Annotated in this window: 20 protein-coding genes; 11 read left to right on the top strand and 9 right to left on the bottom strand. The window is 73.7% G+C overall.

What is annotated here, in order from left to right:
- Positions 1-66 precede the first annotated feature (66 nt).
- The 6 genes from ACIF80_RS14430 to ACIF80_RS14405 all read left to right on the top strand — a co-directional run bounded on the left by ACIF80_RS14430 (position 67) and on the right by ACIF80_RS14405 (position 9757).
- Positions 67-3030, top strand: a complete 2964-nt coding sequence (locus tag ACIF80_RS14430; RefSeq protein ID WP_399803833.1) for a helix-turn-helix transcriptional regulator — start codon at positions 67-69, stop codon at positions 3028-3030.
- 241 nt (positions 3031-3271) lie between these two features.
- Entirely contained in the window at positions 3272-4540 is a 1269-nt protein-coding gene (locus ACIF80_RS14425) for a serine hydrolase domain-containing protein (protein WP_399803830.1), read from the top strand.
- A 99-nt stretch (positions 4541-4639) separates the two neighbouring features.
- Positions 4640-5950: a CAP domain-containing protein gene (locus ACIF80_RS14420; protein WP_399803827.1), complete on the top strand. Its 1311-nt coding sequence runs from the start codon at positions 4640-4642 to the stop codon at positions 5948-5950.
- A gap of 191 nt (positions 5951-6141) precedes the next feature.
- Complete coding sequence (locus ACIF80_RS14415) at positions 6142-6819, top strand: AIM24 family protein (RefSeq protein ID WP_399803825.1); 678 nt, start codon at positions 6142-6144, stop codon at positions 6817-6819.
- Positions 6820-6954: 135 nt separating this feature from the next.
- Complete coding sequence (locus ACIF80_RS14410) at positions 6955-7914, top strand: threonine/serine dehydratase (protein ID WP_399803995.1); 960 nt, start codon at positions 6955-6957, stop codon at positions 7912-7914.
- 214 nt (positions 7915-8128) lie between these two features.
- Positions 8129-9757 carry a serine/threonine-protein kinase gene (locus tag ACIF80_RS14405; RefSeq protein WP_399803823.1) on the top strand — a complete coding sequence of 543 codons (1629 nt, stop codon included), beginning with the start codon at positions 8129-8131 and terminating at the stop codon, positions 9755-9757.
- Here the strand turns inward: ACIF80_RS14405 and ACIF80_RS14400 are convergent.
- Positions 9710-11197 (bottom strand): serine hydrolase domain-containing protein, encoded by a 1488-nt coding sequence (locus ACIF80_RS14400; protein ID WP_399803821.1) that lies wholly within the window; start codon positions 11195-11197, stop codon positions 9710-9712. The two genes, ACIF80_RS14405 and ACIF80_RS14400, sit on opposite strands and share 48 nt — an antisense overlap.
- A 207-nt stretch (positions 11198-11404) precedes the next feature.
- On the opposite strand from ACIF80_RS14400, the gene ACIF80_RS14395 reads away from it, so the two are divergent.
- On the top strand, positions 11405-11830 hold the full coding sequence (locus ACIF80_RS14395) for an SsgA family sporulation/cell division regulator (RefSeq protein ID WP_399803818.1): 426 nt from the start codon (positions 11405-11407) through the stop codon (positions 11828-11830).
- A 51-nt stretch (positions 11831-11881) separates the two neighbouring features.
- On the opposite strand, the gene ACIF80_RS14390 is transcribed toward ACIF80_RS14395, so the two are convergent.
- The 6 genes from ACIF80_RS14390 to ACIF80_RS14365 form a co-directional block, all read right to left on the bottom strand.
- Positions 11882-12379 (bottom strand): DUF6328 family protein, encoded by a 498-nt coding sequence (locus ACIF80_RS14390; protein WP_399803816.1) that lies wholly within the window; start codon positions 12377-12379, stop codon positions 11882-11884.
- 165 nt (positions 12380-12544) lie between these two features.
- Positions 12545-13528 (bottom strand): aldo/keto reductase, encoded by a 984-nt coding sequence (locus ACIF80_RS14385; protein ID WP_399803813.1) that lies wholly within the window; start codon positions 13526-13528, stop codon positions 12545-12547.
- A gap of 12 nt (positions 13529-13540) precedes the next feature.
- Positions 13541-14272 carry a TetR family transcriptional regulator gene (locus ACIF80_RS14380; RefSeq protein ID WP_399803811.1) on the bottom strand — a complete coding sequence of 244 codons (732 nt, stop codon included), beginning with the start codon at positions 14270-14272 and terminating at the stop codon, positions 13541-13543.
- Positions 14269-15792 (bottom strand): MFS transporter, encoded by a 1524-nt coding sequence (locus ACIF80_RS14375; protein ID WP_399803809.1) that lies wholly within the window; start codon positions 15790-15792, stop codon positions 14269-14271. The genes ACIF80_RS14380 and ACIF80_RS14375 overlap by 4 nt, the downstream gene beginning before the upstream one ends.
- A 215-nt stretch (positions 15793-16007) precedes the next feature.
- Entirely contained in the window at positions 16008-16718 is a 711-nt protein-coding gene (locus ACIF80_RS14370; protein ID WP_399803806.1) for a ribonuclease H, read from the bottom strand.
- Positions 16719-16825: 107 nt separating this feature from the next.
- Complete coding sequence (locus tag ACIF80_RS14365; RefSeq protein WP_399803803.1) at positions 16826-17626, bottom strand: VOC family protein; 801 nt, start codon at positions 17624-17626, stop codon at positions 16826-16828.
- 183 nt (positions 17627-17809) lie between these two features.
- Here ACIF80_RS14365 and ACIF80_RS14360 point away from each other — a divergent pair, with 183 nt between their 5' ends.
- Positions 17810-18778, top strand: a complete 969-nt coding sequence (locus ACIF80_RS14360; RefSeq protein WP_399803800.1) for an SGNH/GDSL hydrolase family protein — start codon at positions 17810-17812, stop codon at positions 18776-18778.
- A gap of 98 nt (positions 18779-18876) precedes the next feature.
- On the opposite strand, the gene ACIF80_RS14355 is transcribed toward ACIF80_RS14360, so the two are convergent.
- Complete coding sequence (locus tag ACIF80_RS14355) at positions 18877-19359, bottom strand: VOC family protein (RefSeq protein WP_399803798.1); 483 nt, start codon at positions 19357-19359, stop codon at positions 18877-18879.
- Between the two features lie 279 nt (positions 19360-19638).
- Between ACIF80_RS14355 and ACIF80_RS14350 the strand changes: the two genes are divergently transcribed.
- Complete coding sequence (locus tag ACIF80_RS14350; protein WP_399803795.1) at positions 19639-20352, top strand: ATP-dependent Clp protease proteolytic subunit; 714 nt, start codon at positions 19639-19641, stop codon at positions 20350-20352.
- 2 nt (positions 20353-20354) lie between these two features.
- On the top strand, positions 20355-20957 hold the full coding sequence (locus ACIF80_RS14345; protein WP_399803992.1) for a ClpP family protease: 603 nt from the start codon (positions 20355-20357) through the stop codon (positions 20955-20957).
- 30 nt (positions 20958-20987) lie between these two features.
- Here ACIF80_RS14345 and ACIF80_RS14340 read toward each other — a convergent pair whose 3' ends face one another.
- Positions 20988-21404, bottom strand: a complete 417-nt coding sequence (locus ACIF80_RS14340; protein WP_399803793.1) for a helix-turn-helix domain-containing protein — start codon at positions 21402-21404, stop codon at positions 20988-20990.
- Positions 21405-21590: 186 nt separating this feature from the next.
- On the opposite strand from ACIF80_RS14340, the gene ACIF80_RS14335 reads away from it, so the two are divergent.
- A complete protein-coding gene (locus ACIF80_RS14335) occupies positions 21591-22478 on the top strand; it encodes a SigB/SigF/SigG family RNA polymerase sigma factor (RefSeq protein ID WP_399803989.1) in 888 nt (295 codons plus the stop codon).
- Positions 22479-22612 lie beyond the last annotated feature (134 nt).

Here is a 22612-nt window from a genome sequence, read left to right as displayed (position 1 = left end):
GCCGGCCCCTCCGCGGGGATCACCGGCGGAGAAGGCGGGGCTGGTGGCGCGTGCCAGGATGGGCGCGTGTCGCAGACCTCATTCGCCGGTCCGCTCGTCGGCCGCGACGACGAACTCGCCCGGCTCGCCCGGGTGCTGGAGCGCGCCCGCAAGGGTGAGCCGCGTGCCGCGCTGATCGCCGGGGACGCCGGGGTGGGCAAGACGAGGCTGCTGGACGAGGTGTCCGCGCGGGCCGCGGGGGCCGGCATGACGGTGGTGACCGGCCACTGCGTGGACCTCGGGGACGTGGGCCTGCCGTATCTGCCCTTCACCGAGGTGCTGGGGCGGCTCACCGCCGACGAGCGGTTCGTCTCCGCCGTCGACGCCCGTCCGGTGGTCGGCCGGCTGCTCGGCGCCGGAACCGACGCCCTGCGGAACGTGGACGCGCGGCTCAGGCTGTTCGAGGGCATGGCCGGGCTGCTGGCCGACGTCTCGGACATCGCGCCGCTGCTGCTCGTCCTGGAGGATCTGCACTGGGCCGACCAGTCCTCCCGGGACCTGCTGCGGTTCCTGCTCAGCCGGGGCGTCCTCCAGCGGCCGGCGGGCGGCGCGCCCACGCACCGGCTGGCGGTGTACGGCTCGTACCGCGCGGACGACCTGCACCGCCGGCACCCGCTCCGGCCCCTGCTGGCCGAGCTGGTACGACTGCCCTCGGTGGAACGGCTGGAGCTGCGGCCGTTGCCCGATCCCGACGTGGCCCGGCTGGTGCGCGCCCTCGAACAGCGGCCGTTGCCGGACGCCACGGTCCGCCGGATCGTCGAGCGTGCCGAGGGCAACGCCTTCTACGCCGAGGAACTGCTCGCAGCCACGGACTCCCCCGCGGGAGGGGTGCCCGGCCAGCTGGCCGACGTGCTCCTCATCCGGATCGAACAGCTCTCCGAGACCGCCCAGCAGGTGCTGCGGACCGCCGCCGTCGCCGGCCGCCGGGTGGAGCACGAGGTGCTGCGCGAGGCGGTCGGGCTCCCCGAGGAGGAGCTGGAGTCCGCGCTCCGTGAGGCTGCCGGGCGGCAGCTCCTGGTGGCCGCGCACGACGGTACGTACTCCTTCCGGCACGCACTCGCCCGCGAGGCGGTCTACGCGGATCTGCTCCCCGGTGAACGGGCCCGGCTGCACGGCGCGTTCGCCCGGCTGCTCACCGGCCGGGGACTGCGCGGAGCGAGCGCCGCGGAGCGCGCCCACCACTACCGGGAGAGCCACGACCCGGCCCGGGCGCTCGCCGCATCGCTGGAGGCCGCCGATCACGCCCAGCGAGTGGGAGCGCCCGCCGAGGAACTGCGCCACCTGGAGACCGCCCTCGATCTGTGGCCGGCGGTGGGGCCCGCCGGGCTGCCCGAGGGCGTCGGGTTCGACCCGGTGACCCTCACCCTGCGCGCCTCGGCCGCGGCGGCGCACGCGGGCGAGCTGCACCGCGCGGTCTCCCTCACCCGGTCCGCGCTCGCGGACCTCGGCCAGGACGCCGACCTGGAGCTGGCGGCCCGGGTCCGCTACACCCTGGCCGGGAACCTGCTGCGGGTCGACAGCCTGTCCGCGGCGTTCGCGCACAGCAGTGAGGCGCTCGCCATGATCCCCGAGGAACCCCCGTCGCCCACCTGGGTGTGGGCGGCGGCCACCCATGCCATGACGGCGCGGCAGACGGGTGCGGCCGGCACCGCGCTGCGGGTGGCGCGCCAGGCCTCGGGGATGGCCGAGCAGTTGGGGATGGCCGACGCCCGGGCGGACCTGCTGATCTCCATGGCCGGTCTGGAGGGGAACGGCCGGAGCACCGAAGCCGGCCGCGAACGGCTGGTCCGGGCACTGGAGTTGGCGCGCGGGGCGGGCAACGCCCCGGTGGAGCTGCGCGCGCTGTTCAACCTCGCCATGGGCTGCTACGAGTCCGGTGACCCCGAGGCGTGTCTGCCCTGGCTGACCGAGGGTCTGGAGCGGGCGCGCCGCGCAGGCCTGTTGTCGTCGGCGTACCCGCTGGAGATGCGGTATCTGCGGCTGCTGGTGCTGTACGCGCTGGGCCGCTGGGACGAGTGCGTGCGCGCGGCGGCGGCCGATGCCGAGGCGCTGCCCCCGGCCGGCGGATTCACGGTCGCACCGGCGCTGTTCGTGGCGCTGGCCCGCGGCGACTTCACGGCCGCCGACCGCGCGCGGACCCTGCTTCAGGGTCCGTTCGACTGGATGGCGGCACTGGTCGCGGGCATCGTGCTCACCGACGCCGCCGCGCTGCGGGGCGACCCGGAGGAGGCCGTGCGGTGCGTGCGGTCCACGCTGGCGTCCCTGACCGACGAGGCGGGGACCCGCCCCGACGTCACGGTCCGGCTGACGGCGCTCGCGCTCGCCGCGGTCGCCGACGCGGCCGTCGCGCTGCGGCTGTCCGGCGACGAGGCCGGGGCACGCCGTTGGGCCGACGCCGCGACGGAGCTGGTGGGTCCCGCCCGTGCCTCGGCCGCGCACGGCGAGGACGGCACGCCTCAGGGCCCTGAGGGCCAGGCCTGGCTGGCCCGCGCGGAGGCGGAGTGGACGCGGGCCGTGTCGGGCCCCGACGTGACGGCGTGGGCGAAGGCGGTGGCCGGGTTCGCCTACGGCGACGCGTACGAGCGGGCACGCTGCCGACTGCGCCACGCGGAGGCGCTGCTGGCCGCCGGGCTGCGCGAGGAGGCCGCGGCCGAGGCCCGGGCGGTGCGCGAGACCGCCGACCGGCTCGGCGCCGTCCTGCTGCGGGAGCGGCTGGACGCCCTGGTGAACCGTGCCTGGCCGGCGGAGACGCCGGCAGGGGGCGAGCGCGCCGTCACGCTGCTCACCGCGCGGGAGCAGGAGGTGCTGCGGCTGCTCGCGCGGGGCCGCAGCAACCGTCAGATCGGCGAGGAGCTGTTCATCAGCGGCAAGACGGCGAGCGTCCATGTCTCCAACATCCTCGCCAAGCTGGGTGCCGCGAGCCGCACCGAGGCGGTGGCGGTCGCCTACCGGAAGGGCCTGATCTCCCCGGAGTCCGCGGCCTCGGGCTGAGCGGCGGCATCCGGCTGCCCTCCTTCCGCCGCGCCGGCGCGGCGGGCCGTGCCGCTCTCGCCACTCCCGCCGTTCCCGCCCTTTCCGACACTCCCTACACCCACGCCGAATAACCGTTTTGAGCGGATGGCACCGCAATACTGTGCCGATCGGTCGCGCCCGGTACGTCCGGCACGGTGGGCAACTGTGCGCTGCCGACAGTCAGGTGACGGATGGCCGGCGGACACGGGAGAACAGCCGAATGGTCTCAGCGACGACGATGCGCAGGGGGACGGCCGCCGTAGTGGCCGCCCTGACCCTCCCGGCGGCTGCGGCGCATGCCGCTCCCCCGGTTCCGGACACGGCCCGGCCCTCGGTGACCACGACGCTGCCCGCCCCCGACCCGGCCGGTCTCGGGAGTGTGCTGCGCACGGCACGGTCGCAGGGCGCGCCCGGCGCCCTGGCCCGGATCGACGACCACGGCACGGTGCACCGGACGTCCTTCGGCCTCGCCGATCGCGGGACCGGGCGGGCCATCGCGACCACCGACCGCTTCCGCATCGGCAGCGTCACGAAGACCATGTCCGCCGTGGTGGTCCTGCAACTGGCCGACGAGGGCAAGGTGAAGCTCGACGACCCGGTCGACCGCCACCTGCCGGGACTGCTGCCCGACGACCGGATCACCGTCCGCCACGTGCTGAGCCACCGCAGCGGGCTGTACGACTACACCGACGACCTGTTCGCGCGGACCGTTCCCGGTTTCGAGGCGGTCCGTACCAAGACCTTCACCCTGACCCGGCTGGTGGAACTGTCGCTGAAGCACCCCCGGACCACCGCCCCCGGCGGCGCCTACAGCTACTCCAACACCAACTTCGTCGTCGCGGGCCTGCTCATCAGAAAGCTGACCGGCCACTCCCTCGCGACCGAATACCGCAACCGGATCATCACCCCCCTCGGGCTGGGCGACACGTCCTACCCGCATCCCCGCACCACGATCCCCGGCCGCCACACGCGCGGTTACCTCACCCCGGACGCACCGGCGACGGAACTCGTCGACGCCACTGAGCAGACGGTGTCCTGGGCACAGAGCGCGGGCGCCGTCGTCTCGAGCGCCCGGGACCTCAACACCTTCCTGTCGGCGCTGCTCGCCGGCAGGCTCACCTCGGCGGCCGGCCTGGCGCAGATGCAGCGCTGGGTCCCCGCGGGCACGGATCAGGCGTACGGGCTGGGGCTGCGGCGCCGCGATCTGTCGTGCGGGGTGTCCGTGTACGGGCACACCGGCGCCGTCCAGGGCTACTACACCTACGCGTTCACCTCGAAGGACGGCGGGCGCAGCCTCACCGCGCTCGCCACCACCTCGAACAACGCCCCGGTGATGAGCACGATGCTGGGCACACTGGAGTCCGCCTTCTGCGGCAAGGAAACGGCGGTCCGGCGGGGCTCCGCTGCGGCACCGTGGCACGAGGACACCACGGCGGGGACGCGACCAGGGGGAACGGAACCCGCGGGAACGGGGGCCTCGCCCGGCTGACCGTCCCGGGAACCCGCGCCCGCCGCCGGCCGTTGTCCGGGCACCCCCACCGGTCCGTGACGACGGACCACTGACGGCTGACGACAGCAGGGCGGCGCGATGAGCGAGTTGGTCCCCGGCGGCAATCTGGCCCTTCCGGGCGGCACGGTGACCGTCCGGGTGCCGGGCCCCTACGACGTGTCCGCGCTGATCACGGGCGACGACGGAAAGGTCGGGGACGACGCCGACTTCGTGTTCTTCAACCAGCCGTCCGCCCCCGGCGCCCGCCTGCACGGCGACACGCTCACCGTCGACCCGGACGCCCTGCGGCCCGGCGCCGTCCGGGTCACGGTGGCCCTCAGTGCCGCCGACCCCGCCGTCCCGCTGAGCGACCTGCCCCCGCCCGCCCTCCAGGTCACCGGCGCCGGCGGGCGCTTTCTCGCCCGGTTCTCACCGGCGCGCCCCGGGCAGGAGTCGGTGCTGCTCCTCGCGGAGATCTACCGGCGCGGCGAGGGCTGGAAGCTGCGCGCCCTCGGCCAGGGGTACGCCGACGGACTGGCCGGCCTCGCCCGGGACTTCGGCGTCGACGTGCTCGACGGGACGGAGCCCGGGGCGGCCGGGGTTCCGGCTGCGGCGGCGCCGTCGGCCGTTCCCGATCCGGCGGGCTACCTCGGTCCGGTCAACTCCGCCCGGGCCGAAGCGGGTTCGCCTCCGATCGCGCTCGACGCACGGCTGATGGCGGCGGCCCGTGCGCACACCGAGGCCATGGCGGCACAGCGGCACCTCGCCGTCGAGAGCCGGGACGGCGTCTCCGTCCACCAGCGGGCCGTCGCCGCCGGATACGCCTATCTCACCGTCGGCGAGCATCTGGTGTCCGGTCCGCGCACCCCCGCCGAGTTCGTCGCCCACTGCCTGAGCAACGAGCCGTCCCGGCGCACCCTGCACGGTCCCGCCTTCACCCACGCCGGTCTGGCGCACGCGGGCGACGGCACCGCCGGTGACGTCTACTGGACGGCGCTGTGGGCCGTCCCGCTCACCCCGGCCGGCCTGGCCCGGACGGTGACGGACGTGGTCGACCGCACCAACCGGGAGCGCGCCCGGGCCGGACTGCCGCCCCTGGCCGTCGATCCGCTGCTCGTCACGGCCGCGCAGGCGCACAGCGCCGACATGGTGGCCCGCGACTTCTACTCCCACACCGCTCCCGGCGGCAGCCGGCCCTGGGACCGGGCCGCCGCCGCGGGCTCGGCGCGCCGGACCATCGGCGAGAACATCGCCTGCGGCCAGCGGTCGGCCGCCGAGGTGGTGGAAGGATGGATGAACAGCCCCGGCCACCGCGCCAACATCCTCAAGCCCGACTTCACCCACATCGGCGTCGGCTTCGCGGGCGGCGGCCGCGCCGGCACGTACTGGACCCAGCTCTTCGGCGCTTAGGGCCTGTCCGGCGGGTCATGCCGGAGACGCGGGGGCCTGCTCGCCCTCCTCCGCCTCGCGGCTGAACGCACCGGGCCCGCCCGGCCCCATCCGGACAGATACCGTCCATTGCCTCCGACTTGACCCGCCGGACAGGCCCCGGCCGCCGCCGGCCCTTGGCGGAAGCGGCTCCTCCGGGCGAGGATGCCTGCATGAAGGGTGATCTGTTTTCCAGCCGGCACATGGTGCAGCCCGCCTCGGCTCCGGGCATGACGGTCGAGAACGCCAAATGCATCCGCTACGTGGTCAACGGAGAGATGCACGCCCGGCAGGGTGCGATGATCGCCTACCGTGGCGGGCTCCAGTTCGAGCGCAAGGGCCAGGGCGTGGGCGGCATGCTCAAGCGCGCGGTGACCGGCGAGGGGCTGCCGTTGATGGCGGTGCGGGGGCAGGGCGAGGCCTGGTTCGCGCACGAGGCGCAGAACTGCTTCATCGTCCAGGTCGAGGCCGGCGACGAGTTCACCGTCAACGGCCGCAACGTCCTGTGCTTCGACTCCACGTTGTCGTACCGCATCGCGACCGTGAAGGGCGCCGGCATCACCGGTGGCGGCCTGTTCAACAGTGTCTTCACGGGGCACGGCCTCCTGGGTCTGGTGTGCGAGGGCGACCCGCTGGTCCTCCCGGTGTCCCCGCAGTACCCGGTCCACGTCGACACGGACGCGATCGTCGGCTGGACGGCGGGGCTGTCGACCTCCCTGCACCGCTCGCAGTCGCTCGGTTCGATGTTGCGCGGCGGCTCGGGCGAGGCGGTACAACTGGTGCTGCAGGGCGAGGGGTACGTCATCGTGCGGCCCAGCGAGGCCACGCCGGCGAAGGCACAGCAGCACTGAGGTCCGTCCCGGCCACCCGCTCCGGCCCCGGGCGCGGCCGTGCCTCGGGCGAACCGTGTTGACCTCGGTGGTCCGGCCGGGTCAGGGTTCGTCCCGGTGCGGATCATGTCCCCCGTGCCGGAGAGGGTGGTTGTGGTGATCGGGATGGTGGAGATCGAGGCCGCGGCCGGGCGGATCGCCGGGCACGTGGTGCGGACGCCGACGGTGCCGAGCCCCGGGCTGTCGGCGCTGCTGGGCGCTCCGGTCACGGCGAAGCTGGAACTGTTGCAGCGCACCGGCTCGTTCAAGGCACGCGGCGCGGTGGCGAAGCTGCTGTCGCTGAGCGAGGCGGAGCGGGCCGCCGGGGTCGTGGCGGTGAGCGGCGGCAACCACGGGATCGCCGTCGCGGTCATGGCCGCCGCCCTCGACGTCAAGTCCACGGTGGTGATGCCGAGGTCGGCGCCCGCGCGGTCGGTGGAGGTCGCGGAGACCGCCGGCGCGTCGGTGCGGCTGGCCGACGACATGGACGGCGCGTTCGCGCTGACGGCGCGGCTCCGGCAGGAGGGGCTGACCCTCGTCCACCCCTTCGACGACCCGGTGGTGATCGCCGGACAGGGCACGGTGGGACTGGAGTTCGCCGACGACGCCGGTGACCTGACCGACGTCCTGGTGAGCATCGGGGGCGGCGGGCTGATCTCCGGTGTGGCGGCGGCGCTGCGGGCCCGGCGGCCCGGGATCCGGATCTGGGGGGTGGAGACGGAGGGCGCCCAGGCGATGTCCGAGGCCCTCGCGGCGGGCGGACCGGTGCCGGTCGGGCTGTCCTCGATCGTCTCCACGCTCAGTGCCCCGGCCGTGTCGCAGTTGACGTACGAGCATGTGTCGGCGCTGGTCACCGAGGTGCTGGTGGTGTCCGACCGGGAGGCCGTGCGAGGTTCGCTCGACCTGGCGGACCATGCCAAGGTGTGGACCGAGCCGGCCGCGGGCTGTCTGCTGCCCGCCGCGCGGCGGGTGCTGGAGCGGGTCGGCGAGGGGGCCAGGATCGGGCTGGTGGTGTGCGGGGGCAATACGACCACCGGCGACATGATCGCCTGGGCCTCCCGCTTCGGGCTGCGCTGAGCCTCCCGGCCGGGCCGCCCGTGGCGCCCTGTCCGTGACGCCCTGTCCGTCGCCCTCCCCGACGCGGGACCGGGTTCGAAGAGCGACCCGAGTTTGACCGAAGGACAGGAATGCGTCGGAGCCGGGATTCGGGCGCCACCGCTTGAACGAAGGCCGTGCGGTCCCGCGTACCACTGGGAAAGGCGGACAGCAGCGGCTTCGACGAGGGATGGCCATGGGCAGGGCGCACGTCTCCACACACCAGCCGGTCGCCGGGCGGTACCGGCTGGTCGAGATCATCCACCGCGAGACCAACCACGTCTGCTGGTACGCCGACGACCTCGGGACGGGCCGCCCCTGCCTGGTCACGCAGGTCGCGCTGCCCGGGGACCCGGGCGAGGCCGTGCGTCACGCTCCCTCCCATGTCCTGCGGGCGACCGGGATGATGGCGCGGCTGTGCCCCGGCCGGATCGCCGCGGTCGTCGACTCCGTCCACGAGAACGGCTTCCTGTGGACCGCCGCCGTCTGGGTCGACGGCATTCCTCTCGGCGAACTCCTTGCCGAACAAGGCCCGTTCGCCTTCGCTCGGGCCGCGCGCATCGGGCTGGAGCTGCTCGACGTACTGGACGCCGCACACAGCGCGGGCGTCACCCACGGCGAACTCGGCCCCGGCCAGGTGTTCGTGCGGGAGACCGGTCCGGTCGTGGTCACCGGTTTCGGCCTGGCGGGCACCGGCCCGGCCCTCCGGCTCACGGCACCGTCGTACGCGGCGCCGGAGCAGGCCCGTGGCGAGGACGCCGGGCCCGAGGCGGACCTGTGGGCGCTGGGCGCGCTCCTCCACACGATGGTCGAGGGGCGCCCGCCCTTCCGTGATCGGGGGCGGGCGGAGGCCACGCTGAAGGCAGTGGACCGGCTGCCGTTGCGCGCGCCCCTGCGAGCGGGGCCGCTCACCCAGGTCGTCCAGGAACTGCTGCGCAAGGACGCGGCGGAACGGCCGACCGGACAGGCGGTCCGCGAGGCGCTCGGCCGTGTGCTCACGGAGGAGAACCAGGGCACGGCCCCTGATGCCGTGCTGGGCCGCCTCCGGCTGCGCCGCGCGTCCCCCGCCGTCCTCGGAGACCTCGGCCGCACCGGGAGAAGACGGACGGCGGTCCTCGGCACCACCCTGGCCGTGGTCACCGTCGCGCTCGTCGTGCTCGTCGCGGCCACTCAGGGGCTGCCCGGCACCGACTCCGGGTCCGCCGCCGGCACGCCGAGCGCGCCGCCCGCCTCCGCCGCCGCTCCGGCCGCCCCGCCGGACGCACCCGGGGCGTCCGGCGCCCCGGGCGACCGGGACGAGCCGGCGCCGACGCCGGCCCCGCCCACCCCCGCTCCTCCGGGGACGGGGGACCTCCCGCCCGGCTACAGCCTCCTGCGCGCGCCGGAGGGCTTCTCCGTCGCGCTCCCCGAGAACTTCGAGCGCCTCGACACCTCCCGTGTCTCCGACCTGGCCTACCGCGTCACCTTCGGCCCGGAGGGCGGCACCCGCGCCCTCGCGGTCACCTACAGCGAGCGGGTGGGAACCGACCCGGTGGCCGTGTGGCGGGACGACGTGGAGCCGCCCCTGGAGCGGACGGCCGGCTACGAGCGGATCGGCGCGATCCGCGCGACCACGTACCAGGGGCGTGAGGCCGCCGACATGGAGTGGCTCTCGGCGGATGACGGCGCCCGGGTACGCACCTTCGGCCGCGGGTTCCTGCTGGGCGGTGGACGCGGCTTCTCGCTGCGCTGGACGACCCCGGCCGCCGACTGGGCGAAACCCGCGAACCAGGAGGCGCTACGGACGTTCCTGCGGACGTTCCGGCCGTCCTCCGGCCGAGGCTGAGCCGCGCGGTGCGCACAGCCGGTGCAGGGGCGCCCGGCGCAGCGGGCGGGTGCGCCAGTGTGCCGTGAAGGTCCGGTCCGTGAGGGAGCACGTGACCCGGAGACGGTGCGGGGTCTCCAGGAAGACCACGTCCGCGGCGAAGGTGCCGTCGTCGGTCCAGCCGCCGCTCACCGCGGTCGGGCAGGGCCGCTCCGAGACCGCCCACCCCTCGCCGCCGAGCGGCAGGTCGAGGCGGTGGCCGTCTTCCACGAGGCTCAGCGTCCAGCGTCCGCCGGCGTCCGCCGCCACCTCGGCGGCGGTGAGCGTCGGCTGGTCCGCGCAGTCCCCGCCGTACGGGGTGAAGCGTGTGGTGGTCCGGTCCCGCACCCGCTCCGGCGGTACCGGGCCGCCTGCGGCCGGCGGCAGGGCGAGGCGGGCGAGGCGCTCGCCGAGGGCCCGGTCCTCGGCGCTCCGCCCGGTGAGCGGGCCGGGGCGGAAGGCCGGTACGAGATGCCGCCAGACCAGGTCCAGGTACTGCTGCATCTGCTCGGTGGCCGCCGTCGTGGCGATCACGGCGTCGTGCTCGGGCAGGACGAGGCAGAACTGTCCGTACGCCCCGTCGCCCCGGAACCCGTGCCGGGACATCCAGAACTGGAAGCCGTAGCCCCGGTCCCAGTCCTGCCGGCCGGTCCCCCCCATCGCCCCGGCGGTCGGTATGTGCGGACGCGAGGCCCTGGCGACCCATCCCTCGGGCAGCAGGCGCTTGCCGTCCCACATCCCGTCGTCGGCGTACAGCAGCCCGAGCCGGGCGATCGCGTCGGTGGTGGCGTGCAGCCCGCTGAAGCCGAGTTCGCGGCCGGTGCGGTCGCGCTGCCACGGCGCCTCGCCGATGCCGAGCGGATCCAGCAGGCGGGGCCGCAGCCAGTCGGTGAGCCGCTGTCCCGTCTCCCGCTGCACGATCGCGGCGAGCGTGTACGTGCAGGGCTGGTTGTAGGCGAAGACCGTGCCGGGGTCGTGGTCGGGCGGCTGCAGCAGGAACCCGCGGACCGGCTCGGCGGGGTCGGTCGCGTAGGCCGCGTCCACGGTCTCGGTCTCGTGGCCGCTCGCCATCGACGCCACGTGCCGGACCAGCATCGCCCGGCTGCGCGGGTCGGTGATGTCCGCCTCGAACTCGGGGAAGTACGAGATGACCGGGGCGTCGAAGTCGATCAGCCCCTCGGCCTCGGCGAGGGCGGCGGCGGTGGCCGTGAAGCTCTTGCTGAGCGAGTACAGCAGGTGCGGCCGCTCGGGGGTGTACGGAGCCCACCAGCCGGCGGCGGCCTGCCGGCCGTGGCGCAGGATCATCAGGCTGTGCGGCTCGATGTCCGGGGCGTCGTCGAGGGCGTCGAGGAAGGCGTGGACACCGGAGGCGTCGACGCCCAGCGCGGCGGGGGCGTCGATGGGCAGTGGGTGGGCAGTCATGGGAGGGATCCTGCCCGACCGCCCGGACTCGATGCACCGTCGGCCCTCGCCCGGCCGGGCGCAGGCCCTCGCCCGGCGGGCGGCCGGGCGAGGGCCGGCGGGCGGGCCGGCACGGGGCGGGGCGGATCAATCCCCCGGACGGCTGAGCATTCTCCTCGCCTTCGGGGTAGGAGAGGGCCTTACGCCGGTACAACCAGGAGGCCTCTCGTGAACTCGATGGTGCACAAGACTTTGGTGGTGGAGCTCCAGGCGGGTGTCACGGACCGCTTTCCCGTGCTCGCCCACCTGAGCCACGACCCCGCCGACCCGTTCGCGGTCACGCTGGTCTTCAGCCACGACGGCCGGGTCCTGGCGCGCTGGCAGCTGGACCGCGAGATGCTCGCCAACGGCCTCACCCGACCGGTCGGGACCGGTGACGTGCGGCTTCGCCCGGAGTCCAGGGGGGTGGGGCGGGAGCTGCGGATGGAGTTCCTCGGTGAACCCCACGCCGACGGCGGCCGGCACCACGCGGTGGTGTTCGCGTGGGCCGGGGCGGTCGGGGACTTCCTGAGCGACACCTTCCGTTCGGTCCCGCCCGGCAGCGAGGAGACCCGCCTCGACGACTTCCTCGCGGAGGTCCTCACGGGCCGCTGAGCCTCGGGCCACCGGCCCTCCCCCGGTCCGGTGAACCCGTGGTCGCGCACGTCACGGGGCCGTGTGCCGGTACCGGGTCCACATCGGGAGGACGAACCAGCACAGCAGGTACCAGACCACCACTCCGGCGACCAGGTACGGGACGAAGCCGTCGCGGGTGGCGACCCGCAGGATCAGCAGCAGTGCGGCGCAGGTGGTGGCGAGCAGCAGGACGAGGCCGAACAGGGTCAGCCGGGAAGCCCACCGGACGGCCTGCGGTTTGACTCTCCTCCCGGCCACCAGCCGGTGCAGCGAGACGGGGCCGATGAGCGCACCGGTGGCGCAGGCACCGAGGACGACCGTGACGATGTAGATCGTCTGGTCGGTGTCGGACAGTTCCTCGTACTTGGGCGTGAACACGACGGTCAGCAGGAAGCCGAAGAGGATCTGGACGCCCGTCTGGGCGACGCGGACCTCCTGGATGAGCTCCTGCCACATTCGGTCCGCCCGCTCGTCCGCGGTCTCGTCACGGCCTCTGCGCCCGCTCTTGCCCTGCTGCGCGTGCGACACAGTGCGCCTCCCGGGGTGAGAAACGGCCTCGGCCCGTCCCTCCCCTCGGGTGCCCACCGCCCCGGGCTCTTACCGCCTCACGGTCGCGCCCGGGCGGGCTTCCACCGGGTCCGTCACCGGCGGGCACCCGCCCGGTCCTTCACCGCCGGACTGCCACCCGGTGCGTCACCAGCGGTCCTCCACCTGGTTCTTGATCCGCCGCTCGTACAGATCGTCGATCGCGGTGAGTGTCTGCCCGGACAGCTCCGGGAGCCGGGCGGCGTGCGCGTTGGCGCGGGCCTGCTCGGGCGAGCGGGCGCCGGGGATGACGGTGGTGACACCGGGCTGCCGGACGATCCAGCGCAGGGCCAGCTGGGCCGGGGTGTATCCCTCGGGAGCGAGTGCGGCGAACTCCGCGGCGGCCTCGACGCCGGTCGTGTAGTCGACGCCGGAGAAGGTCTCGCCCTGGTCGAAGGACTCGCCGTGCCGGTTGAAGGTGCGGTGGTCGTTCTCGGGGAAGACGGTGTCCTTGGTGTATTTGCCGGACAGCAGGCCTGAGGCGAGCGGGACGCGGGCGATGATGCCGACGCCCGCCGCGCGGGCCGCCGGGAGTACCTCGCGCAGCGGCTTCATGCGGAACGGATTGAGGATGATCTGCACGCTCGCCACGTTCGGCCGGGCGATCGCGGCCAGTGCCTCCGCGCAGGTCTCCACGCTGACCCCGTACGCGGCGATCCGCTCCTCCGCGACCAGGGTGTCGAGGGCGTCGAAGACCTCGTCGGTGGAGTACACGGAGGTCGGCGGGCAGTGCAACTGCACCAGGTCGACGCGGTCGACGCCGAGGTTGCGGCGCGAGCGGTCGTTCCACGCGCGGAAGTTGTCCAGCACGTAGTTCTCCGGGATCTGTTCGACCCGGCGGCCCATCTTGGTGGCGACCAGTACGTGCAGATCGGGCCGTCCGCTCAGGAACGACGCGATGGTCTGCTCGCTGCGCCCGTCCCCGTACACATCGGCGGTGTCGAAGAAGGTGACCCCGGACTCGGCGGCGGCCTCCAGGACCGTGAGGGCCTGCTTGTCGTCGACGTCCCCCCAGTCCGCCCCGAGTTGCCAGGTGCCGAGACCGATCACGGAGGCGTGCTGACCCGACCTGTCGAATGTGCGCTCGTCCATGGCGTCAGTCTGTCATCCGTCACGGCCGGGCGTGCGATCGGCAGCCCCCGGCCCGCCCGTCCTGGCCGGCCCGGGGGTGAGATGGGCCTGCAGGGCGGGCGCGTACCGGTCCACCAGGACGTCGACGGCGGTGGAACGCACATGGGTGCCGCGGGCGAGTCCGTACATGACACCGATGCCGAGCAGGGCACCGACGGCCAGTTCGGCCCGCAGCCCCGCCTCGGGGCCGGTGAGGCGTTCGGTGAGCCGCTCGGTCACCTGGGTGCGGAAGTCGGCGCGCATGGTGTCGCCCCGTGCGCCGTGCAGGGGCGCGAACACGATCCGCAGCAGCGGGTCGGTGCCGTGCTCGGACTGGCTGACCAGCACCTGCCGGACCATGTGCCGTCCGAGGTCCTCCAGCGGCGCGTCCAGCAGGGCGGTGGCGTCCGTCTCGAAGGACATGACGCGGGCGAGGAGCGCGTCCTTGTTGCCGAAGTACTTCAGGATCAACGGCGGGCTCACCCCGGCGCGTTCGGCGACCGCTTTGAGCGTGATGTCGGGGTGTGCGTGCCGGGCCAGGAGGTGGCGGGTCGCCCGCAGGATGGCGGCCCTGCTGGCCTCGGCGTCCCGGCGGACCGGGGCGGCCGGAACAGGTGGCGCTGCCGGAGCGGCCGGCGCGGGGGGCGTGGGTGGGGTGGGTGGGGTGGGTGGGGTGGGTGGGGTGGGTGGGGTGGGTGGGGTGGGTGGGGTGCTCACGGCGTTCATGCTCCCTCCATCGCCCGGTCCCCGACCGCTTTGCCGCCGCGTCCGAAGACCCGGCGGGTCCCGGCCCCGTCCGGGTCGCGGGGCAGGGCGAGCGCGGTCGCGCAGGCCGCGAGCGCGACCGCGCCGGCCATCGCGAACGCCAGCAGGTAGCCGTGCAGGGTGGGTACGGGAAGCCCGGCGACCGGGCTGGTGTGGCGCATCAGGACGGCGGCCACGGCGGCGCTGGACACGGCCTGGCCGATCGTGCGCATCAGGACGTTGACCCCGGTGGCGGACCCGGTCTGGCCTGCCGGTACGGCCCGCAGGATGAGGGTGGGCAGCGCCGAGTAGACGAAGGTGGTGCCGACGGCGACGACGGTGGACCCCGTGATGATCATCCACAGGTCTCGGCTGTCCGCGATGCGCACCGCGTAGCCGAGCGCGATGATCGCGGAGCCGAGGGCGAGCGTGACACGCGGTCCGCGGGCGGCGGAGATGCGGGCGGAGAGCGGTGACAGCGCCAGCATGACGACCCCGCCGGGCAGCAGGCACAGACCGGTGGCGACGACGGACAGTTCGAGCCCGTATCCGGAAGCCTTCGGGGCCTGTACCAGCTGAGCGGTGACCAGCGAGTTGGCGTAGAACGCGAACCCGGCGAGCAGGGCGGCGAGATGGGCCGGGCCGACACTGGGCCGGACTGCCAGTCGCAGGTCCACCAGCGGCCGTTCGGCGCGCAGTTGCTGCACGCACCCCCCGGCCAGGACGAGGACGGCGGCGCCGAACAGGCCCAGGACCGTCGGACTGCCCCACCCCCACTGCCCGCCCTGGGACACGCCGAGCAGCAGGCACACCAGTCCGGCGGCGAGCCCGAGCGCTCCCGGCACGTCGAACCGGCCCGGCTCACGCACCGGCGACTCCCGCACCACCCACCAGACCAGCGCCAGTCCCAGGGCCCCGAGTGCGGCGGTCGCCCAGAACATGGCGTGCCAGTCGGCGTACTGCACCATCAGGGCGGCCAGCGGCAGCCCGAGGGCGGCACCGATACCGACGGTGGAACTCATCAGCGCGACGGCGGAGCCCCGGCGGGCGGGCGGCAGTTCGTCCCGCAGGATACTGATGGACAGCGGGACGACCGCGGCCGCGGCACCCGTCAGGGCTCGGGCGGCGATGAGCACCCGGATGTCGGAGGACAGGGCGCACAGGGCGGCGCCGGCCGTCATCAGGGCGAGGGCCGCCATCAGCACCCGCCGCTTGCCGTACATGTCGCCGGCCCGGCCGAGGACCGGGGTCAGGACGGCGCCGGCCAGCAGGGTCGCGGTGACCATCCAGGAGACCGCGCCGGGTGAGGCGCCGGTCAGCCGGGGCAGGTCGGGCAGCAGCGGGACGACCGCGGTCTGCATGACGGCCATGAGGATGCCGCCGAACGCGAGCACCGGGACGGTGAGCCGTTCCCGGACGCTGCGCGCCTTCGGCGGCCGCCCGGATATGTGCGCGGCCCCGTCTGCGCTGTCCTCCAGGTCTGTCCGGTCTGCCCGGTCCATCGGCACTCCAGCCGGAAGGGGAAGCTCGGCGAATACGGTGAGCATGGTGAATGCCGATTCACCTTAACAAGTGAATCGGCATTCACCTCGTATTCGTCCGGCGCTTCCCGTTCCCCGGGTTCGCGTACCGCAGAGCGCCGCAGCGGGCCGCGCTCTGTACGGGGAGCAGGGCTGCCTGGCGTTCCCGCTGTTCGCGGGACCGGCCTCGGCCGTGTTCAGGCGCTCTCGGCCGTGCGGCACTCGGGGTGGCCCCAGCCGCTGTCGTTCTTGGCGATGGGCTCGCCTGCCGCGTAGGACCGGCCGCAGAGGCAGCGGCCCGGGAACTTCGCCTTGATCGTGCGGTTCGGGGAGCCGCCGCGCGGACGGGACGACGTCTTCGCCCCGGTGGACCTGCGCTTGGCGGCACCGGCGGGCGGGGTGTCCGGGGAGGGCGGCGGCTCGGGCGAGCCCGCGTCGCTGCCCGCGTCCTGCTGGACGACGGCCGCCTGGCTGGCGGCGCGGTCGGCGAAGTCGTTGAGGCGGTCCCCGTCGGCCTGGTGGGCGGGGACGTAGCGGAACTCGACCGAGCGGCCCTGCAGGAGTCCGTCGATGCTGACGACGAGTTCCTGGTTGGCGACCGGTTTGCCCGCCGCCGTCCGCCAGCCGTTGCGCTTCCAGCCGGGCAGCCAGGTGGTGACCGCCTTCATCGCGTACTGCGAGTCCATCCGGACCTCGAGCGGCACGTCGGGGTCGGTCGCCGCCAGCAGCCGCTCCAGCGCGGTGAGTTCGGCGACGTTGTTGGTGGCTCTGCCGAGCGCGCCCGCCTGCCAGCGGACCGGGGTCTCGGAGGCGTCGGCGATCACCCAGGCCCAGGCCGCGGGTCCGGGGTTGCCCTTGGAGGCCCCGTCGCACGCGGCCACAACACGTTCACGCATGCGCCCGATCATGCCATGGCCGGGCGGGACGCCAGGCCACGCGGGGTGCCTGCCCGGGACAGCCCGTTGGGCCGCTTCCCAGGACGATTCCGCTGGTCAGCGCGGTCCGGACGAGCAGATCACTCGTTCGGCACGTCGGTGGCGCCGGACGTCCCGCCCCCCAGGGTGGTGACGTCGATCACCGAGAAGTTCGCTCCCTGCGGGTCGCTCAGGGCGGCGAACCGCCCGAAGGGAGTGGTGATCGGCCCGAAGTGCAGGGTGCCGCCCCGCTCGGTGGCCCTGGCCGCCGCCTCGTCGCAGTCCTCGACGGCGAAGTAGACGTTCATGTACGACGGCACCTCGGGCGGGAAGTCATCCATCCCCATCCGGCCCAGCACGGTCTCCCGGCCGAGTTCGTAGAGCCGGAAGTCGATCGCCTCGTCCTCGAGCTGCCTCGACCTGTAGGAGAAGACCGCGGGGAAGAACACGTCGGTCTTCTCCGGTTCCCGGGTGCAGATCTCCGCCCAGCAGTACGCGCCGGGTACGCCGGTCGCCTCGAAGCCCTCGTGGGCGCCGGCCTGCCAGAGGCCGAAGACGGTGCCACCGGGTTCGCGGGCCAGGCACATCGTGCCGAAGTCGCCGACCCGCATCGGCTCCATCAGCACCTCGCCGCCGTTGTCCCGGATGCGGACGGCGGTGGCGGCGGCGTCCCGGACCGCGAGGTAGAGGCACCACTGCGACTGGCCTTCCTGGCCGGGCATGGGCGGGACGACGGCCGCCACCGCCTTGCCGTCGGCGTAGGCCTGGGTGTAGTTGCCGAGTTCCGGCGACGACACTCCGAAGGTCCAGCCGAGGACGTCTCCGTAGAAAACCTCGGCCCCTTCGACGTCGTTGAACACCACGTCGGCCCAGCAGGGGGTTCCCTCGAGCTGTACGGCCATGATGGCGTGCCCTCTCCGGACGAGCGGTCGGTCCTCCCTTCACGCTAATCACCCGTGCCCGCACCCGCCCGCCGAACCGCCCGGGCCGCGGTGAACGGCCTGTCCTGAAGCATGTCTTCCCCTGCGGGCCGGGCTGTGCTTGCCTGGGGGGCCGTTTTTGGCCGGGCGGGGTGGGAGTCACGTATGCGCAAGCCGTGGGTCGTGGGGGTGGCGCTGGCCGCCGTGCTGCTCGGTGCGTGCGGCGACCCGTCGTCCGAGCCGTCCGCCGGGCCCCCGGCCCTCCCCGAGGCGTCGGCCACCACGCACCAGCGGCCCGCGGCCTCCCCGGGGACGGCTTCCTCCGGTAAGGCTTCCTCCGGGTCCCCCTCCCCCGGTGCCACGTCGTCGTCCGGCACCGGATCCGGGAAGCCGCCCACCGTGCTGTACCTCGGCGACTCCCTCGCGATGGAGAACCAGGAGGTCCTCGGACGGGAGCTGCGCGGGGCTCTGCGCGCGCGGTACACCAGCGCGCCCTACTCGGGCACCACCCTGTGCGACTACCTGGAGGGTTCGGCGGAGCGGTCCCTGGTGCCGGCGGCGGACAAGGCGGCGGCGCTGGTGCGTTCGCTGCGGCCGGACTACGTGGTGCTGCAGTTCTGGGGCAACGCCTGGGGTTACACCCCCTGCATGGACGGGATCACCTACGACGCCGCCCGCGAGCGGTACCTCGAGCGGTACGCGGCCGACGCGCGGCGTCTCACCGAGCAGATCGCCGCGGCCGGCGCGGCCCGGCCGCCGCGCGTCGTCTGGGTGTTGCAGGGTCCCGACCCGATCACCCCCGACCGGGTCCGCCGGGTGAACGCGCTCTACGAGGAGCGGGCCGCCGTCTCGGGCGACCTCCTGGCCGACGCGGGCAGGGCGGTGAGTCCGGCGGGGGCGCGCCACACCTGGTCGCAGCACCTGCCCTGCGACGCCTACGAGCGGGCCCATCCCGAGTACTGCACCCAGCGGGACCGTGACCGGACGGCCCTGCACCGGGACGACGACTACCTGCACTTCTGTCTGGCGCCCACGACGTCGACGCCGAAGCCCTGCCCGGTCCGCTCGCCCGGCATTCTGCGCATGGCACGGGAGATCACCCGGGTGGTCGGGGAGCACGCCCGCTCGCGCTGACGGGACGAGGCGTCGCGGCACCGCCAGGACGGGACGGGACGAGGGCTCGGGCAGCGGGGGCGGGGCCGTGCCGCTGCCCGCCCCCTGCGCACTGTTGGTCACTCGCCCGCGTAGGCCTTCTCCAGGGCGGCGACGTCGAGCTTGCCCATCGACATCATGGCCTTCATGGCGCGGGCCGCCTTCCGGGGGTCCGGGCCGGCGATCAGCTCGGGCAGCCGGGCGGGGACGACCTGCCAGGACACTCCGAACCGGTCCTTGAGCCAGCCGCAGGGCTGGTGCTCGCCGCCGCCCTCGACGAGTTTGTCCCAGTAGAAGTCGACCTCGCCCTGGTCGGCGCAGTCGATCTGCAGGGAGATCGCCTCGGTGAACTTGAACTCGGGTCCGCCGTTCAGCGCGACGAACCTCTGGCCGTTGGCCGTGAAGTCCACGGTGAGCACGGAACCCTCGGGTCCGGGCCCTGCCTCGGTGTACCGCAGGGTGCGGCCGACGCTGGAGTTCTTGAACACGGACACGTAGAAGTCCGCGGCCTCCTCGGCCCGGCCGTCGAACCAGAGACACGTGGTGAATCCGTCGGTGGTCATGGATACCTCCTGGGGCGTGGAACGCGGTCATCGGTGTCGACCGGTCCGGACCCCGGAACTCATCGGCCGGCGGCGGAACCACCACGGGGTTACGGGTCCCCGGGGCCGGGAGAGGGCCTCTGCCCGTGGCGAATCTGCCACGGGCAGAGAAATCCCCGCGGGTCCCCGCGGCCGGTCGAGAGTGGAGGCACGCGGTCGCACCGGCCGCGTACCGACGCACGGCACAGGCACACCCACGCACCACCGGACAACCACCCACCGACCCTCACGGGAGCGCCGATGTCTCCACTCAGTACCGGACTTACCACCGGACCCGCCACCGGACGCGCATTCGGCCCCACGGCCGGGTTCGGCGCCGGCCGGCCACCGGTCCCGCTGCCCCGGGCCGAGGAGGGCGACACTCCTGCGACCCGGTTCGACGACCATCTGGCCGCCCAGCTCCTCACCCAGCGGATCGTTCTGCTCGGGACGCAGGTCGACGAGGTTTCCGCCAACCGGGTGTGCGCACAGCTGCTGATCCTGTCCGCGGAGGACCCGCGCACCGACATCAGTCTGTACGTCAACAGCCCCGGCGGGTCCGTGCACGCGGGCCTGGCGATCTACGACACGATGCGGCTGATCCCCAACGACGTCTCGACGCTCGCCATGGGGTTCGCCGCCAGCATGGGCCAGTTCCTGCTGAGCGTGGGCGCGCCGGGCAAGAGGTTCGCCCTGCCCAACGCGCGGATCATGATGCATCAGCCGTCCGCCGGGATCGGCGGCACCACCGCCGACATCGAGATCCAGGCGGAGAACCTGGAGTTCACCAAGCGGACGATCGAGCGGATCACCGCCGAGCACACCGGACAGCCGGTGGAGACCATCTCCCGGGACGGCGACCGCGACCGCTGGTTCACGGCCGAGGAGGCCAGGGAGTACGGGATGGTGGACCGGGTGGTGGAGTCGCTCGACGACGTCCGCCCGGCCGCGACACGACGCAGGATAGGGCTGTGACGATGGGGACGTACACGATTCCGAACGTCGTCGAGCGCACTCCGCAGGGTGAGCGGTCCTACGACGTGTTCAGCAGGCTGCTGTCCGAGCGGATCATCTTCCTCGGTACCGAGATCGACGACGGGGTCGCCAACGTCGTCATCGCACAGCTTCTCCATCTGGAGTCGTCGGCCCCGGAGAGTGAGATCGCGGTCTACATCAACTCCCCGGGCGGCTCGTACACCTCGCTCATGGCGATCTACGACACGATGGCGTTCGTGCAGGCTCCGATCTCGACGTACTGCGTCGGGCAGGCCGCGTCCACGGCGGCCGTGCTCCTGGCCGGCGGGGACGCGGGGCGCCGGTTCGTGCTGGAGCACGCGCGTGTGCTCCTCGGGCAGCCGGCCACGGGCGGGCAGCGGGGCACGGTCTCCGATCTGTCGCTCCAGGCCAAGGAGATGCTGCGGATCCGTGCCCAGGTGGAGGAGGTCCTGTCCCGGCACACGCACCACGACGTGGCGACCCTGCGGGCGGACATGGACCGCGACAAGGTGTTCACCGCGCAGGAGGCCGTGGCGTACGGCCTGGCCGACGAGGTGCTGAGCCGGCGCCTCGTGGGTGTGTGAGGCGCCGGATCCGGTACGGGCGCGCCGGGGTCAGGCGGCCAGGCACAGTCCGTCGTACGAGGCGCGGGCCGTGCTCCGGCCCGCGGGAGCCCGCCGGCTGGTGATGCGGACGAGTTCTCCCTGGGCCCGCGACAGCAGGTCGCCCAGGCCCAGACCGAGGGCCTGGGCGGCGGCCGCGAGGACCTCCGAGGAGGCCTCCTTGCGGCCCCGCTCCACCTCCGACAGGTACGGCATGGAGATCCGGGCCGTGTCGGCGACGTCCTTCAGCGTCCGCTCCTGGGCGAGCCGCTCCCGGCGCAGCACGTCGCCGACCAGGTCGCGCCACAGCGGCTCCTTGGGAGCGGGAGCGGCGGGACCCGGGGCCGGAGCCGGTGGGGCGGCGGCGCGGCGTGCGGGCGCGGGCCGCAGGGGGACGACACGGGCGTCGAGGGGCACTTGGTTTCTCACCCCTCCAGCGTAGGAATCCTCGCCCCGAGGGGAAGGGGGCGACGTTCCGCTCTGAGTGAAGGGGACGGCACTGCGCGTCACCGTGAAGATTCGCGAAAGTCGGGTGGAGTGTTCGGAACGAAGCTGGGTAGCCGCAACTCCGAAGGACCAAGGCACATGTCCATCGGACTTTCGTGGGGAGAGGTAATGAAGACCGCCGTGATCCGCTCGCAGGCGCAGGCCGTCGAAAGAAACGCCGAGGCCGGGACGGGTGACGGAAGCCTGCCCGGAGTCGTCGACCCCCGGGCCGTCGCTCCGCGCGATGCCAAGGAGCTGTCCCGTCAGTTCTTCCGTCGCCTGGCGGAACTGGAAGAGGGCACGCACGAATACCAGTACGCGCGCAACACCCTGATCGAGATGAACATGTCGCTGGTGCGGTTCGCGGCCGGACGGTTCCGCGGCCGCGGCGACGACATGGAGGACATCGTCCAGACCGGCATGATCGGTCTGATCAAGGCGATCGACCGGTTCGAGCTGTCGCGCGAGGTCGAGTTCACCTCCTTCGCGCTGCCGTACATCGTGGGCGAGATCAAGCGTTTCTTCCGTGACACCACCTGGGCGGTCCACGTGCCGCGCCGGCTCCAGGAGCTGCGGGTGGAACTGGCCAAGGCCCGCGAGGAGCTCGCCAGCAGGCTGGACCGCGAGCCCACGGTCGCCGAGCTCGCCACGCTGATGAACATCACCGAGGAGCAGGTCAACGAGGGCCGGCTGGCCGCGAACGGCTACAACTCGTCGTCGCTGGACGCCGCCCTCACCGGTGACGGCCCCGAGAACGGCGAGTCCGTCCTGGCCGACTTCATCGGCATGGAGGAGGAGGGGCTGCGGCTCGTCGAGGACTTCCACGCGCTCGCGCCGCTCATGGCCGAGCTCAGCGACCGCGACCGGGAGATCATCCGGATGCGGTTCGCGGAGGAGGCCACCCAGGCGGAGATCGGCGAACGGCTCGGGTGCTCGCAGATGCACGTCTCCCGCCTGATCAAGCGGATCATCGGCCGGCTGCGCGAGGGCATGCTCGGCGAGCTCGGCTGCGCCTGACGGCACGGAACACGGAATGGGGGGGGCGGGGCCCCCCCCCCCCGGGGGGGGGGGGGGGGCCCGGCCGGGGGGGGGGGGGGCGGGGGGGGGGGGGGGCGGGGGGGGGGGCGGGCGGGGGGGGGGGGGCGCGCCCC

Origin of the sequence: Streptomyces sp. NPDC085927 (genome assembly GCF_044540975.1) — a bacterium.
GTDB lineage: Bacteria > Actinomycetota > Actinomycetes > Streptomycetales > Streptomycetaceae > Streptomyces > Streptomyces hirsutus.
The sequence above is the reverse complement of the archived record's forward strand: the minus strand, read 5'-3'. Positions and strand labels throughout refer to the sequence as shown.

Excerpts from the sequence above, each read along its gene's own strand:
- ACIF80_RS14355 (WP_399803798.1), bottom strand. The coding sequence starts at position 19,359 with ATGACCACCGACGGATTCACCACGTGTCTCTGGTTCGACGGCCGGGCC.
- ACIF80_RS14365 (WP_399803803.1), bottom strand. The coding sequence starts at position 17,626 with ATGGCCGTACAGCTCGAGGGAACCCCCTGCTGGGCCGACGTGGTGTTC.
- ACIF80_RS14405 (WP_399803823.1), top strand. The coding sequence starts at position 8,129 with ATGGGCAGGGCGCACGTCTCCACACACCAGCCGGTCGCCGGGCGGTAC.
- ACIF80_RS14350 (WP_399803795.1), top strand. The coding sequence starts at position 19,639 with ATGTCTCCACTCAGTACCGGACTTACCACCGGACCCGCCACCGGACGC.
- ACIF80_RS14380 (WP_399803811.1), bottom strand. The coding sequence starts at position 14,272 with ATGAACGCCGTGAGCACCCCACCCACCCCACCCACCCCACCCACCCCA.
- ACIF80_RS14375 (WP_399803809.1), bottom strand. The coding sequence starts at position 15,792 with ATGGACCGGGCAGACCGGACAGACCTGGAGGACAGCGCAGACGGGGCC.
- ACIF80_RS14360 (WP_399803800.1), top strand. The coding sequence starts at position 17,810 with ATGCGCAAGCCGTGGGTCGTGGGGGTGGCGCTGGCCGCCGTGCTGCTC.
- ACIF80_RS14345 (WP_399803992.1), top strand. The coding sequence starts at position 20,355 with ATGGGGACGTACACGATTCCGAACGTCGTCGAGCGCACTCCGCAGGGT.
- ACIF80_RS14425 (WP_399803830.1), top strand. The coding sequence starts at position 3,272 with ATGGTCTCAGCGACGACGATGCGCAGGGGGACGGCCGCCGTAGTGGCC.
- ACIF80_RS14335 (WP_399803989.1), top strand. The coding sequence starts at position 21,591 with ATGAAGACCGCCGTGATCCGCTCGCAGGCGCAGGCCGTCGAAAGAAAC.
- ACIF80_RS14415 (WP_399803825.1), top strand. The coding sequence starts at position 6,142 with ATGAAGGGTGATCTGTTTTCCAGCCGGCACATGGTGCAGCCCGCCTCG.
- ACIF80_RS14420 (WP_399803827.1), top strand. The coding sequence starts at position 4,640 with ATGAGCGAGTTGGTCCCCGGCGGCAATCTGGCCCTTCCGGGCGGCACG.
- ACIF80_RS14370 (WP_399803806.1), bottom strand. The coding sequence starts at position 16,718 with ATGATCGGGCGCATGCGTGAACGTGTTGTGGCCGCGTGCGACGGGGCC.
- ACIF80_RS14385 (WP_399803813.1), bottom strand. The coding sequence starts at position 13,528 with ATGGACGAGCGCACATTCGACAGGTCGGGTCAGCACGCCTCCGTGATC.
- ACIF80_RS14400 (WP_399803821.1), bottom strand. The coding sequence starts at position 11,197 with ATGACTGCCCACCCACTGCCCATCGACGCCCCCGCCGCGCTGGGCGTC.